At 68.1% G+C, this 13,190-nt stretch carries 15 protein-coding genes and 1 tRNA gene; 9 read left to right on the top strand and 7 right to left on the bottom strand.

What is annotated here, in order from left to right; translation table 11 throughout:
* Positions 1–33 precede the first annotated feature (33 nt).
* From otsB to AB0K14_RS03085, 3 genes are all read right to left on the bottom strand, one after another.
* Positions 34–2,568, bottom strand: a complete 2,535-nt coding sequence (gene otsB, locus AB0K14_RS03075) for a trehalose-phosphatase (protein WP_360454187.1) — start codon at positions 2,566–2,568, stop codon at positions 34–36.
* A gap of 55 nt (positions 2,569–2,623) precedes the next feature.
* Positions 2,624–4,060: a trehalose-6-phosphate synthase gene (locus tag AB0K14_RS03080; protein WP_360454184.1), complete on the bottom strand. Its 1,437-nt coding sequence runs from the start codon at positions 4,058–4,060 to the stop codon at positions 2,624–2,626.
* A 155-nt stretch (positions 4,061–4,215) separates the two neighbouring features.
* Positions 4,216–5,553 (bottom strand): threonine/serine exporter family protein, encoded by a 1,338-nt coding sequence (locus tag AB0K14_RS03085; protein WP_360454181.1) that lies wholly within the window; start codon positions 5,551–5,553, stop codon positions 4,216–4,218.
* 280 nt (positions 5,554–5,833) lie between these two features.
* Here AB0K14_RS03085 and AB0K14_RS03090 point away from each other — a divergent pair.
* Both AB0K14_RS03090 and AB0K14_RS03095 read left to right on the top strand, forming a co-directional pair.
* Positions 5,834–5,909, top strand: a tRNA-Thr gene (locus AB0K14_RS03090).
* A gap of 100 nt (positions 5,910–6,009) precedes the next feature.
* A complete protein-coding gene (locus AB0K14_RS03095) occupies positions 6,010–6,924 on the top strand; it encodes a tyrosine-type recombinase/integrase (RefSeq protein ID WP_360454178.1) in 915 nt (304 codons plus the stop codon).
* 388 nt (positions 6,925–7,312) lie between these two features.
* Here AB0K14_RS03095 and AB0K14_RS03100 read toward each other — a convergent pair whose 3' ends face one another.
* From AB0K14_RS03100 to AB0K14_RS03115, 4 genes are read right to left on the bottom strand one after another with little or no spacing between them, the layout of a single operon-like run.
* Positions 7,313–7,492 carry a DUF397 domain-containing protein gene (locus AB0K14_RS03100; RefSeq protein ID WP_360454175.1) on the bottom strand — a complete coding sequence of 60 codons (180 nt, stop codon included), beginning with the start codon at positions 7,490–7,492 and terminating at the stop codon, positions 7,313–7,315.
* Positions 7,493–7,507: 15 nt separating this feature from the next.
* Positions 7,508–8,374 (bottom strand): helix-turn-helix transcriptional regulator, encoded by an 867-nt coding sequence (locus AB0K14_RS03105; protein WP_360454172.1) that lies wholly within the window; start codon positions 8,372–8,374, stop codon positions 7,508–7,510.
* Between the two features lie 16 nt (positions 8,375–8,390).
* Positions 8,391–8,915 (bottom strand): DUF6879 family protein, encoded by a 525-nt coding sequence (locus AB0K14_RS03110; RefSeq protein WP_360454169.1) that lies wholly within the window; start codon positions 8,913–8,915, stop codon positions 8,391–8,393.
* Entirely contained in the window at positions 8,915–9,121 is a 207-nt protein-coding gene (locus tag AB0K14_RS03115) for a hypothetical protein (protein WP_360454166.1), read from the bottom strand. Before AB0K14_RS03115 ends, AB0K14_RS03110 begins: the two co-directional genes overlap by 1 nt.
* 264 nt (positions 9,122–9,385) lie before the next feature.
* Here AB0K14_RS03115 and AB0K14_RS03120 point away from each other — a divergent pair, with 264 nt between their 5' ends.
* The 7 genes from AB0K14_RS03120 to AB0K14_RS03150 all read left to right on the top strand — a co-directional run bounded on the left by AB0K14_RS03120 (position 9,386) and on the right by AB0K14_RS03150 (position 13,127).
* A complete protein-coding gene (locus AB0K14_RS03120; protein ID WP_360454163.1) occupies positions 9,386–9,520 on the top strand; it encodes a hypothetical protein in 135 nt (44 codons plus the stop codon).
* Entirely contained in the window at positions 9,517–9,852 is a 336-nt protein-coding gene (locus tag AB0K14_RS03125) for a hypothetical protein (RefSeq protein WP_360454160.1), read from the top strand. Before AB0K14_RS03120 ends, AB0K14_RS03125 begins: the two co-directional genes overlap by 4 nt.
* A complete protein-coding gene (locus tag AB0K14_RS03130; protein ID WP_360454157.1) occupies positions 9,849–10,181 on the top strand; it encodes a hypothetical protein in 333 nt (110 codons plus the stop codon). The genes AB0K14_RS03125 and AB0K14_RS03130 overlap by 4 nt, the downstream gene beginning before the upstream one ends.
* 58 nt (positions 10,182–10,239) lie before the next feature.
* Positions 10,240–10,629, top strand: coding sequence for a hypothetical protein (locus AB0K14_RS03135; RefSeq protein WP_360454154.1), 390 nt, complete (start codon positions 10,240–10,242; stop codon positions 10,627–10,629).
* A gap of 112 nt (positions 10,630–10,741) precedes the next feature.
* Positions 10,742–10,870 carry a hypothetical protein gene (locus tag AB0K14_RS03140; RefSeq protein WP_360454151.1) on the top strand — a complete coding sequence of 43 codons (129 nt, stop codon included), beginning with the start codon at positions 10,742–10,744 and terminating at the stop codon, positions 10,868–10,870.
* 59 nt (positions 10,871–10,929) lie between these two features.
* The gene (locus AB0K14_RS03145) at positions 10,930–12,537 is read left to right on the top strand and encodes an asparagine synthase C-terminal domain-containing protein (protein WP_360454148.1); all 1,608 of its coding nucleotides are present in this window, start codon (positions 10,930–10,932) and stop codon (positions 12,535–12,537) included.
* 101 nt (positions 12,538–12,638) lie between these two features.
* Complete coding sequence (locus tag AB0K14_RS03150) at positions 12,639–13,127, top strand: hypothetical protein (protein WP_360454145.1); 489 nt, start codon at positions 12,639–12,641, stop codon at positions 13,125–13,127.
* Positions 13,128–13,190: the final 63 nt, after the last annotated feature.

Consider the following 13,190-nt stretch of genomic DNA (forward strand, 5'->3'; position numbering starts at 1 on the left):
CGGTCGTGACCGGGCGCCGTCCGCGGAAAGCACTTACTTCGTCGCCGCCAGCAACTGCGCGCAGCGGATCAGCCCCAGGTGGCTGTAGGCCTGCGGGTGGTTGCCCAGGGAACGCTCCGCGATCGGGTCGTACTCCTCGGGCAGCAGACCCGTCGGCCCGGCCGCGTCCACCATCTGCGCGAACAGCTCCTCGGCCTCGGTGCGCCGCCCGGTGAGCAGGTAGGCCTCGATCATCCACGCCGCGCACAGGTGGAAGCCGCCCTCGTCGCCGGGCAGGCCGTCGTCACGCCGGTACCGGTACACCGTGGAACCGGACCGCAGCTCGGCCTCGACCGCGGTCACGGTGGCCTGGAACCGGTCGTCGGTCGGGTCGATCAGACCCGACAGCCCGACGTGCAGCGACGCCGCGTCCAGGTCGTCACCGTCGTACGCGGTGGTGAACGACTGCGCGTCCTCGCTCCACCCGTGCTTGAGCACGTCGTTGGAGATGGTGTCGCGCAGCACCGGCCACGACGGGTCGACCTCCCGCCCGTAGGTCTCGGCCAGCGTCACCGCCCGGTCGAGGGTCACCCAGCACATGACCTTCGAGTACACGTGGTGGCGCGGCGCGTGCCGCTCCTCCCAGATGCCGTGGTCGGGCTCGTGCCAGCGGCGGGCGACCGCCTCGGCCATCGCCTGCACCATCAGCCAGTCCTGGTCGGTCAGCGAGCCGCGCGCGGCGGCCAGCTGCACGACCAGGTCCACCACGGGCCCGAACACGTCCAGCTGCACCTGCTGGTTGGCCAGGTTGCCCACGCGCACCGGCCGCGACCCGGCGTAACCGGGGAGCGTGTCGATGACGGCCTCGGCGCCCAGCATGGTGCCCTGCAACGTGTACAGCGGGTGCAGGCGCTCGGGGCCGGGCAGGGTCGACAGGACCCCGTGCACCCAGCCCAGGAACGCCTCCGCCTCGCCGAACGACCCGACCGACACCAGGGCCTGGGCGGTCAGCGCCGCGTCGCGCAGCCAGCAGTACCGGTAGTCCCAGTTCCGGATGCCGCCCAGCTCCTCGGGCAGCGAGGTGGTGGCGGCGGCCATGATCGCGCCGGTGTCGTGGTGCACCAGGCCCTTCAACGTCAACGCCGACCGCAGCACCAGGTCCGACTCGACCGGCGGCAGCTTCAGCGTCGCCGCCCAGTCCGACCAGAACGCGCCGGCCCGCGCGCGCCGCTCCGGCTCGCCCAGGGTGGCCTCGGACAGGTCGTCCGTGCCGCAGCGCAGCTCCAGCAGGATCGGCGCGCCCTCCCGGGGGCGCACGACGGCCGTCGCGGTCTCCTGGATGCCGTCGGAGGTGATCTGCCAGTCGACGCCGGGTGAGCGCAGCACCATCGGGTCCGAGGTGCCCACGATCCGCAGGCCGTCGCGCTCGCGCAGCAGCCGCACCGGCACCTGGCCGAACTCCGGCCGCGGCGCGAACGTGATCACCGCGTTGGTCGAGCCGGAGACCCGCCGCACCAGGTCGGTGCGGTGCGAGGCCAGGTCGTGGTCGAGGTAGTCGGTGACCAGCAGCCGCGACCAGCGGGTCTCCACGATCATCGTGCCCGGCACGTACCGCTGGCCCAGCGGCAGCGAGCCGTGCTCCGGCTTGATCGAGAAGTGGCCGGCGGCCGGTCCGCCGAGCAGGTCGGCGAACACCGCCGCCGAGTCCGGCTCCGGGTGGCACAGCCAGTTCAGCCTGGCGTCGGGGGTCAGCAGCGCGACCGACCGCTCGTTGGCGAGCATGGTGAGCCGCTCGATCGGCACGGCCTGGTCGCCGTGCAGCCACGCCCGCCGCTCCTCCAGCAGGAACGCCAGCACGGTGGCCACGTCGAGGGTGTCGTCGACGAAGTACTGGGCCAGCGACTCGCCGTCGCCGACCTTGATGCCGACGTCCGGCCCGCTGAGCCGGGCGAACGCCTTCTCGTCGGTCACGTCGTCACCGACGAACACGGCCGCGGTAGCCGACGCGCGGTGCCGCAGGACGTCCAGGGCGTGGCCCTTGTCCGTCTGCACCACGGCCAGCTCGATCACGGCCTTGCCCTCGGTGACCTGCACGCCGTCCCAGGTGGCCGGACCGGTGCGGACGTCGTCCAGAACCCGCTCCCCCACGGCGGGGTCGGCACGGCGCACGTGCACCGCGATGCTCGCGGGCTTGACCTCGAGGCCGACACCCTCGTGGCCGGCGACGATCTCCTCCAATCGGATTTCCAGGCGGCGGTGCAGTTGTTTCGCATCAGCGTCCAGCGCGTGCACGAAACCGACGTCGAACTCGGATCCGTGGGAACCCACCAGGTGCACCTCGGACGGCAGGCGCGACAGCGTCGCCAGGTCGCGCAGGGCGCGCCCGGAGATCACCGCCGTCGTCGTCTCGTGCAGACCGGCCAGGGAGCGCAGCGCGCCCACCGACTCGGGCAGCGGGCGGGCGTCCTCTGGGTTGGCCACGATCGGAGCCAATGTCCCGTCGTAGTCGCAGGCGACCAGCAGGCGCGGTGTGCGTGCCAACTGCACGATCGCACGACGGAGTTCGGCGGGGAGGGCCTCGGCGGTCAACGCCCCTCCTCAATGCTCGGTGGGACAGGTGGGTGATAGTTCGGTCTGAACTGATTCAGATCGTGGACTGCGTGCCCAAGGCATCAAGAAACGATCGAGCCCATCGGTCGACGTCGTGCGTGAGGACTTGGCGGCGCAGCGCGCGCATCCTACGGCGGCCTTCGGCCGGATCCAGCGTGAGGGCGGCATCCAGGGCGTTCTTCACGCCGTCCAGGTCGTGGGGGTTGACCAGGAAGGCGCTCGTGAGTTCGGCCGCCGCCCCGGCGAACTCGGAGAGCACCAGCGCGCCGCCGAGGTCGTAGCGCGTGGCGACGTACTCCTTGCACACCAGGTTCATCCCGTCACGCACCGGAGTCACCACCATGACGTCCGCGGCGGTCATGAACGCGGTCAACTCCCGCCGGTTGACCGATTGGTGCAGGTAGTGGACCACGGGGTGGCCGACGGTGGAGAACTCGCCGTTGATCCGGCCGACGGCCTGCTCGATCTCGCCCCGCATCTGCTTGTAGTGCTCGACGCGTTCGCGGCTGGGCGTGGCGAGCTGCACCATGGTGACCTCGCTCGGGTCCACGCGGCCGTCGGCGAGCAGTTCGTGCAGCGCGCGCAGGCGCACGTCGATGCCCTTGGTGTAGTCGAGGCGGTCCACACCGAGCAGGATCTTCTTCGGATTCCCGAGGTCTTCGCGGATTTGCCGCGCGTGTTTTTGGACTTCTTTGTCGCGCGCGAGCGCGTCGAGCCCCGCCGAGTCGATAGAGATTGGAAATGCCCCGACCCGCACGGTGCGGTCCCCGACCTGGACGACACCGGGCCTCGTGCGCACGCCGACCGCGCCGCGGCTCGGTTCCAGACCCACCAGGCGGCGGGCCAGCCAGAGGAAGTTCTGCGCGCCGCCGGGCCGGTGGAAGCCGACCAGGTCGGCGCCGAGCAGCCCGCGGATGATCTCCGTGCGCCACGGCAGCTGCATGAACAGCTCGACCGGCGGGAACGGGATGTGCAGGAAGAAGCCGATGCGCAGGTCCGGTCGCAGCTCGCGGAGCATGGCGGGCACCAGTTGCAACTGGTAGTCCTGCACCCACACGGTGGCGCCCTGGGCGGCGACCTTCGCGGTCACGTCGGCGAAGCGCTGGTTGACCCGCACGTAGGCGTTCCACCAGCGCCGGTGGAACGCGGGCGGCGCGACCACGTCGTGGTAGAGCGGCCAGAGCGTGCCGTTGGAGAAGCCCTCGTAGTAGTCGGCCACCTCGGCGGCGCTCAACGCCACCGGGTGCAGCTGAAGGCCGTCCTCCTCGAACGCCTCGACCTCGGCGTCCGCGATGCCGGGCCAGCCGACCCACGCGCCGCTGTGCGTGCGCAGGAACGGCTCCAGCGCGGTCACCAGGCCGCCGGGGCTGTGCTTCCAGCGCTGCGTGCCGTCGGGCAGGCGCTCCAGGTCAACCGGCAGGCGGTTGGCCACGACCAGGAAATCCGCGCCGTTCTCGCCAATGCTGCTCACCGGGTAGCGCCTCCTAAGGGATTCGTCTCGCCCACCGTCGAGGTTAGTGGGAACGCGCAGGTTGGATGCCCTGTCGTCGGCCCCGTCACACTGTGTTGACTTGACGAAAGCTCCTCAGGTGGGCGATCTCACGTGGAAAGCCGGTGTTCAGGCGGTCAGCGCCGGGAACGGGCGGCCAACCGGCCCAGGCCGGTGCGGACGGGGCGACCCAGATGTTCACCCAGGACGACGCCGCTCGCGAGTGCGAGCGCGGTGCCGGCGGCCAGCACGAGGGTCGACAAACCGGCCGCGTCGCCCTCCGCGGTCAGCTGGTAGAGGCCCCGGTAGATGGTCCAGCCGGGCAGCAGCGGCACCATGCCGGCCACCGCCACCAGCAGGGGCGGCATGCGCAGCCGGCGGGACACGATCGTGCCGCCGAACCCGACCGCGGTGGCCGCGACGGCGGCACTGGCGATGGCGTTCGTGCCGGTCAGCGCGAGCAGGCCGTAGGTCGCCGTGCCGACCGCGCCCGCGGCGGCGGCCATCGGGAGCGCCCGCGGCGGGGCGTAGCTGGCCAGGGCGAAGAACGCGGAGGTGGCCGCGCCCGCCGCGAACTGCACCGGCACGTCGGAGATCAGCGGCGGCAGCGGGTCGGCGATGTTGGTCCGCACGCCGAGCTGCACGCCCGCGCGCAGGGTCAGCGCGATGCCCGCGATGAGGCCCGCGGTGAGCAGCGCGACCTCCACCGTGCGGCCGGCCGCGGTGACGTTGTAGCCGGTGATGGCGTCCTGCACGGTGCCGACCAGCGACAGGCCGGACAGCAGCACCACGATCCCGGTGGCGATCAACAACGACGGCCGCACGCTCGGCAGCAGGTCCGTCGCGTACATCGCCACCGCCACCGACGTGGCCAGCGCCCCGCCGACGACCTGCTGGAAGAAGAACGGCAGCCCGCGCCGGTTGAGCACGCGCCCGACCCGGTCGACGGTCGCCGTGACGACGGCCGCCATCGCGGCCAGCAGCGGTCCGCCGCCGACGAGCAACGCCACCGCGCCCGCCATGCCCGCCCACGCCAGCGTGGCGACCCAGCGGGGGTACGGGTGGTCGGCGCGGCTGATCCGGTCGATCTCGGCGGAGGCCTCCGCGGCGGTGGTGGCGTCGGTGGTGATCCGCCGGATCAGGTCCTCCACGGCGGCGAGCCGGGTGTAGTCGACGCTGCGGCCGCGCACCACGCGCATGGACGTGACGGGCGCGGCCTCCGTGCCGCGGTGGCAGGAGACGGTGATCGACGTGTAGATCACGTCGACCTCGGTGTGGGGCAGCCCGTAGGCGTTCGTGACCGCCAGGATGGTGGCCGTCACGTCGGCCGCGCCCGCCCCGCCGGCCATCTGCGCCTCGCCGACGCGCAGGGCCAGGTCGAGTACCAGGTGGACGGTCGAGTCGTCCGGGAGGGACGGTCCTTCGACCGGTCGGGCCCGCTCGACGTGCTCGAACCGCCGGCGCCACAGCCGCACCCGGCGTCACCTCCCTGACTCGCCCGGCCGCCACGCCGACCGTGTCGGATTCGAGGCTGTGTCATGCGCCACCCCTGGACGGGGTACCTGGACCGGGTGACTTGATCACTGTGGGTTCAATACTGTTGATACCGCTGGCCAGGGGTTTTGTGGGTGCCCAGGACCACCCGGACGGTACCGGGACGTCCGGACGGACCAACGAGGGCCCACCGTGAGCAGACCGTTCGCCGCAGGTAGCACCCCGTGCGGGCGCTTACGATGTTCCCGGCCTCCTGGCCACGCCGGTGTAGCTCAATTGGCAGAGCACTCGCCTTGTAAGCGAAAGGTTAGGGGTTCAAGTCCCCTCACCGGCTCCACAGACCCCCTGACCAGCCCCTACGGCTGGGCCAGGGGGGAAGTTGATCAAGACGTATCCTTGCACAGCGCTCGGTGACACTCCGCTTGGAGGGTTCGAGCGTGGCAAAGACGATCATCTACCCCGGTGGTGACTGGGGTCTGCACGCGCGTGGTTGGTACCGCGCCCTGAAGGCTCAGAACAAGTCAGACAACACCGCACGCATCTACGTGTACGCCGTGCGGCAGCTCGGCGACTGGGCGCTCGCGCAGGCCGAGCCGCTCGAAGCTGACGACATCACGCCGGACCACATCAACGAATTCATGGCGCAACTGATCGACAAGACGTCGGCGGCGAACGCGCACACCAACTACCGGGCGTTGCGGACGTTCTTCAAGTGGCTTGTCGAGGTCGAGGAAGAGATCGACCGCTCGCCGATGGACCGGACGAAGCCGCCGCACGTTCCCGAGCAGCCGGTGCCGATCGTGAGCGACGACGGCGTTAGCGGATTGATCAAAGTCTGTTCCGGCAAGGATTTCGAGTCGGTCCGCGACGCGGCGATCATCCGTCTGTTCGATGACACGGCGGCACGGCTGTCCGAGGTGGTGCTGCTCGTCGACGACATCGACCTTGATGCCGACATGATCCGCGTCATGGGCAAGGGACGTCGCTTGCGAACGATCCCGTTCGGCCCGAAGACAGGGACGGCCCTTACCCGCTACCTGAAGGTGCGGCGAAAGCACAAGTTCGCCCACCGGCCCGAGCTGTGGCTCGGCCTTCGCGGGCCGTTGACTCCGGACGGGGTCAAGCAGATGATCAAGCGCCGAGGTCAGCAGGCGGGCATCGAAAACATGTTCGCTCACCGTCTGCGCCACACGTTCGCGCACAACTGGCAGGCACGCGGCGGCAATGAAACCGACCTTATGAGGATCATGGGGTGGAAGTCGGAACAGATGTTGCGCCGCTACGGCGCCAGTGCAGCCGACGAACGAGCGCGTGAGGCGCACCGAACGATGGCGCTCGGCGACCGCATCTAAGCCGCCAACGCGGTGACGAGGGTGCGCTGTGCTGGTGGCATGGATGAGAGCTTGACACCGGCGCAGCGCACCTTGCGGGCCAAGCTCGCCGCCCATGCCTCATGGGCAAATACGGCAGATCGAACGGCCCGGACGGAAGCCGCTCGAAAGGCGGCCTCAGATCGTTTCCTGCGGCAGGTCGACCCCGAGGGGGTGCTGCCGCCCGCCGAGCGCACGAGGCGAGCGGAGAGCGCCCGCAAGGCCCACATGGCTCGGCTTGCTCTCCTCAGTGCACAAGCTCGTCGACGCGGAGGCCGATCCACCGGCACCGCCGGCTGACTGATCGTCCAGGGGCGGAGCAGAGGGCGCCCGTCGCCGGGCGCCCTCTGCTCCGAGCCGTTGTGTTTCTCTATTCGGCGCGTTCGAAGCTCCGTAGGAACGCGCCGAAGCTGGAAGGGGAGAAGTGTAGTTCTGTTTTGGGATTCTTGCTGTCTCGAACCCCTACGGCGTTCCTGAGTTGGGCAAGTTCGACACACTGCTCGGGGTTGCCTACGCTGCGGCGTGACTTCCGCCACCGTACTTGTTCCATGTCCCTGATTCGCCCCTAATTGCTGCCACTGTTCAGATTGTGTGTATGCGCGATAGCGGTCGAACAGTTCATCAGCACGCGGCGCGCTTCGTCGCCTTCGGCCGCTACAGTCCACAACATGTCGGCGAGCTTGTGGTAAGTCGCCAGGTCCGTAGGGGAATCCGTATTGATCTCGGTATCCACTGTCTCAATAAGAACCGTATTCCCGACGATCCAGAAACCGTTTGTCGGTACGGCTGGCATCTGCGTGTCCAGTGGAATGATTCCGAACCTGACCGTCGGGAGGCCGAGCAGTGCTAGCAGACGGTCGATCTGTGCAAGCATGACCTCTGCCGGGCACACGAAGAACCTCAAGGCAGATTCGCACATCAACAGCTCGATGTGCTTCGCGCTATCGTACAGCGCGTGCTGGCGCTCAAGGCGGATGCGAACGGCATCGTCCGTGTCGGGCGGCGTTTCTTGGAACTCCGCTGCACGAATGAACACATGACGAGCGTACTCCGCAGTTTGTACGAGACCGGGAACGACGATCAGTTCGAACACGCGGATGATGGAAGCGGCGCTCTCAATCTTGCTGCTGTACTGCTGTCGGCCACTGTGGCCGGTTCGGAGCTGTCGCTTCCACGAGTTGGACGCGATTCGGATTCCTCGTAGATCATCCCGCATACGCGCCACGACCGACTCCGACGCTTCAACGGCGGTGAGCCACTGCGACACGTCGGAGTCGGTCGGGTCCTGCTTGCCGTTCTCGATCTTCGACACCTTGGACGCGTGCCAGCCCACCTTGCCCGCAAGCTCCTTGCCGGACAGACCGGCCTCAACACGGAGGCGTCGAAGCTCGTCGGCGAACTCAAGACGGCGCTTGTCTGGCGTGCTGCTCACGGGCTCCTCTTGATGGCTATGGCTGTGCGTAGTCCTCGAACGCGACCGCGTGTCGCCACGCGACGTCACGCCACGACCGGTGTCGCGCCACCGTAGCGGGATCGGTGATGATCTCGGCTCCGTCCAGATCGTTCGCGGTGAAGTGCAGCACGGCGACCCGTTCGTCATCGAACAGCCAGAAGTCATAACCCGGCAGATCGAGCGCTCGCGCATCGGCCTCCGGGAGTACACGGATGACCTCGCCGGCCGCGATGTTCGCCGGTGTTACCTCCATCTGCCAACGCAGGTACTCGGTCAAGGGGTCGGTGAGCACTCGCACCCGCTCGAACCTCCTGCCGGCGCGGGTGGCGGTACGAACGTCTTCGAGCCACGGACTCAACCACTCAAGATCGTCTGTTGCCGGAACGCCTTCCCGCCACCGCTGCCACGGCTCTGCCTCGTCGGGCTGCCGGTAGGTGCCCTGAGCTTCCCATCGCCATGCCGAACGGGAGAACCTCCGGAACAGGTCGGCGAACCCCTCTCCTCGAACCAGATCCGGCATCACGCGCCCTTGGGGGCGAAGCTCAACAACGCAGCGGGAATCTCGACAGCAGTCTCGTGGTCAGGCAAGCCGCGCTCGTGGAGGGCCGCCAATGCCTCGGGGTCGGTGATCTTCGAGCCCTGCACCACGTACGTACCGCGGTCGGTCGCGTAGAGGTTGGGGCACGAGCCGCTGTTGCTGGTCGTGCCAAGGAACGTCAGCTTCATCTGTCCTCCTACGTTGCGTGGTTCAAGCAACCCTAGGAGCAACTTTCGCACACGACGCGTTGCCGCACGTCACACCGCAGCCAACTTGGTAGCTGTCGGTAGCTAGATGTACGCCGATCGGCGTAAGTGTGCGCAAGAATTGCTCAGATTGCTTGTGTGTGCGCGGGTGGTTAGGGACAGTGAGACGAGCGGGGCCGGTGGTCGTGCCCCCGACCGGTCGCCGGTCCCGCTCTCCAGCGCGCCGGAGGTAGACAGGAGGTCTCAGTGCAGACGTCACCGATGGAAGTCGTGGCCGCGATCGTGACGGGGCTGGTGGTGCTCGGCCGCCTCGCCCTGAACCTGTTCGAGTCGTGGGAGTGCTCGCAGGTCATCGAACGCCGAGCACGGGGTGCTCGATGAACGAGCATCCGGTTATCGCACGCCTGCGAGCGGCAGGCTTCCTCGTGGCGCCGAACTTCGACGGGAACGGGTTCGACTCCGGACTGCTGTTCGTGCAGCAGCGACAAGGACACATGGCGGTGGTGTGCGCCTACAGCGACGACTACGCACTTGGTGCTCGGCTGCCGCTGTTGCGCGACTGGTCAAGGCCGTTCGAGTCCACGCTCGCACATCCTGCGGCGGTCGCTCCGTTCGCCGACGTGGTCGACGAGTTATTGCGGCCTGCGCGCAGTGCGGGCACGAGCGGTGAGGTAGACGTCAACCGCGCAGGGGTCGAGGGTGGTGCCCGGTGAACGGCTCCGATGCCGCGCTGCGGGCTCTGATCAGGGCGCGGTTCGAGGTTATCCAAGGGCCGCCCTACAAGAAGAACGGCGACGAAGTTCCCTTCACCCTGCTTTACATCCGACCCTGGGGTGTGCGGTTCACGGACGTTGTGCACGTTCGCGGAGAAGAGGACTTCGTCGTCCGCCGAGCACGGGCCGACGGCCCGAATAACGATCTGTTCGCCGAAGCGAACCGCGTCTGGAGCAGTGCGGACGGTGTCACGCTGGCCGAAGCTATTGACGAATTGCTCGCCTTGAATCCGCCTGACGTGGATGGCGGTTTCTCCGTCGAGCGCTGATCCGACCTTATTTGCGCGCTTGCCTCCCTGCTTCGTCTCTCCCTCTCGTGAGGTTCCGGTGACTCTCTTTGTGCTTATTTTGATCATTGCAGGTATCCCTGCTGTGGTTCTTGCATTTCTCGCTTGGTACTACCTGCGTCCTTCCAAGGGGCAGCACGGCAATCCGGCGGGTGCTGCTTTTACGGTCGACACCGCCAGGCATGAGAAGGCTGCTTCGTCTACCGATCAAACGGAGGGTGCCACACGCAAGCGGAGCGCGCTCCGAGCGTCGACCCTCCACTCACCTCGACCGGTCGAGGTGTTCGTCGCAGACGACCAGCCGTTACTCCTCGTGCGGCCGTACGTGCAGCATAACGAGGTCCAACGCGAGGCGCTCGCCCGTGCGCTGCGGGTGGAGAGCGAGCGCGCGGAAGGACGGCGCGGGGTGGTTGAACCGATGGCGGCTTGACCGGCTTCATCGACAACCGGGTATTTCCGGTGTGTCGTCCTGATCGGCCCTAAGGGCACTTGGGGCGCAAGAGAAATGGTGCACCCCATCGGGGTGCAGGAAGGAGAATGGCGTGATCATTCAGGCTGTCGAGAACTTCGACGACGTGTTCGAAGGCCCGGCGTCGATCTCGGTGCAGGCGACGGAGTACCACAAGGTGGCTGGTTCGTCCGACACCCGTACCAAGTACGACGAAATCTGACCGACTCATTCCGGGGGGCGGGCGTTTAGCTCGCCCCCCGGTGCCTGTCTGGAGTTGTCATGCTCGAACTCTGTTTACGAATGCGCCCTGGTATTGACTGGCGCTGGAACGGTGAGCGCTGGTCGGACGGTTTGAGCACACTACGCCCCTACGGGCACCCGATGCTCGAACACGCAGCGGTCACAGACGGCGTTTCGACTTTCCTCGTCGTGCGCGAGCGCGCTCGCGAGATCGCAGGATTCGGCCAGGCGCAGATGTTCACCACCACGGACACACCGACCTATCGGCGACTGCTCGACGAGATTAAGGCATGGCCGCTCGACTTCGTGCTCGTCGAGTGCACGCCTGCGGACGGGTTCCGCATCACGTCCGGTACGTGGGGCACGGCACCGCTCTACCTGACCGATGCCGGGGGACGGCTGCGCGGGTCGTGGTCCCTGCCCGACCTTCGGCAACAGCTCAGCCTCGACGCACTCGACGAGCGCTCGGTCGCCCGCCTGCTGACCGAGCGCACTCGCTACGCACGAGAGACCCTGTTTAAGGGGGTCTACATGCTGACCGAGCGGGCGCACGCCACCTACGGCCACGACGGTCTCGCGATGCACTACCCGGCGCCCGCCGAGCACGCCTCGCCCCGTGAGGTGCGTGAGGGTGTCGACGTCGTCGACGTCTACCGACAGGTTCTCTCCGATGCGGTGTACGTGCGTCCGTTTGACCCGAGGGCGACGGCGGTCGAGTTGTCCGGTGGAATGGACTCGGCGTCGGTGGCGGTCACCCTCGCCGAGGAACATCGCGGTGAGGTGCTCGCCTACGCCCTCGCGATCGGAGGTGAGGCAGGCGGGCAGCAGCTACGCCGTCGCGCCGAGATGCTGCGCTACCTCGGGTTTCCCGACCTAACCGTCGACGCGCTACCGCTCGCGCCACTCAACCCCGACGGTGCACGAGCCCGCAGGGTGTTCGTCGAGCCCGATGCCGAGCCTTTTCACGAGGCGGTCGGCGCCATTCTCGCCGCAGCTCGACGGCAGGGGGTGCGGACGGTGTTCACCGGAGACGGGGGCGACGAACTGCTCAGCCTGCGCGGTGAGGAGTGGGCGTCGGTGGGCAAGGTGCGCGGACGGTTCTCCGATCACGAGCGGTTGCCCGCGTGGCTGGGCCGCCGCACGGTCGACCAGCTCGACGCCGTTGACGACGACCTCGCGCCGCCGACGGTGATCAACGAGGCGACGCTGCTCGGGTTCGCGGTGCGCTCGCCGCAGTTCCTCGACGCGGGTATCTGGCCGGTATCGCCGCTGTGCTCACCACGGTTGATCCGGTTCGCCGAACAGCTCCCGGTGTCGTGGCGGGTCGACAAGCACATCTGTCGCGAGCGGTTCCGCCGGATTGGGTTCTCCCACGACGCCAGGTATCCACACCTTCGGGAGAACTTCCGGCATGTCATGGGCGCGGGGCTGCGCGAGTACGGTATGCCGTTGCTCGCAGAGCTGTTGGCCGAGGCGATCACGGTCGATCATGGGTTCGTCGACGGGGACGCGCTGCGCGCAGCGGTGGAGCAGTGGAAGCAAGGCGAACCGATCGACATGAAGGTCTTCCCCGTGCTCTCGCTCGAACTCGCGCTACGAGCGATGACGACCGGTACCAGCCAACGGGAGGGCGTCCTGTGTACGTGATTCGACCGGCCGAGGCGAGAGACCGCGACGGTGTCGCCGAGCTGGTGCGCTGCCGTGCGGAGTGGATGCGCGATCAAGGGCTCGGCCGGTGGCGGGGGTGGGTGAGTTCGGCCGAGCACCTCGCCGACCAGGTCGCCGAACCCGACTGGCCGGTGTGGGCGCTCGTCGACGACGGTGTTCTGCTCGGCATCACCACGACCGACGAGACACCGGTGCTCGGGTGGACCGAGCAGGAACGCGCCGAGTCGGCGATCTTCCTGCAATCCACGGTTACGCACCCGTCGCGGGCGGGCGCTGGCCTCGGGATGGTCGTTGCGTTCTGGGCACTCGACCGCGCCGCCCGCCAAGGTCGGCAGTGGGTGCGTCGCGGCGTACTCAGCGACAGCGAGGGGGGAAACCTCGGGCTGGTGCGCTACTACCGGCGGCAGGGATGGCGCGTGGTGCGCGCGGTTCCCCACCCGCGCAAGCCGGACGAGATTACGGTGTGGTCGCTCGCACGCCCGGCCGCGAGGCAGCCCGATCTCGTCGGCATCGTGATCGAGGTCGAACACCAGGGCGACGAGTCCCGAGCGCACCTCGCGCCCGCCTGAACCTCCTACAACGCAACAGCGCCCCCGCACCCGGCCAGGGTGCGGGGGCGCTGTGCGGATATG

It is taken from the genome of Actinosynnema sp. NPDC050801 (assembly GCF_040673975.1).
Classification (GTDB): Bacteria; Actinomycetota; Actinomycetes; order Mycobacteriales; family Pseudonocardiaceae; genus Actinosynnema.

Excerpts from the sequence above, each read along its gene's own strand:
- AB0K14_RS03115 (WP_360454166.1), bottom strand. The coding sequence starts at position 9,121 with ATGAAGCTGACGTTCCTTGGCACGACCAGCAACAGCGGCTCGTGCCCC.
- AB0K14_RS03110 (WP_360454169.1), bottom strand. The coding sequence starts at position 8,915 with ATGCCGGATCTGGTTCGAGGAGAGGGGTTCGCCGACCTGTTCCGGAGG.
- AB0K14_RS03100 (WP_360454175.1), bottom strand. The coding sequence starts at position 7,492 with ATGGAACAAGTACGGTGGCGGAAGTCACGCCGCAGCGTAGGCAACCCC.
- AB0K14_RS03125 (WP_360454160.1), top strand. The coding sequence starts at position 9,517 with ATGAACGAGCATCCGGTTATCGCACGCCTGCGAGCGGCAGGCTTCCTC.
- AB0K14_RS03145 (WP_360454148.1), top strand. The coding sequence starts at position 10,930 with ATGCTCGAACTCTGTTTACGAATGCGCCCTGGTATTGACTGGCGCTGG.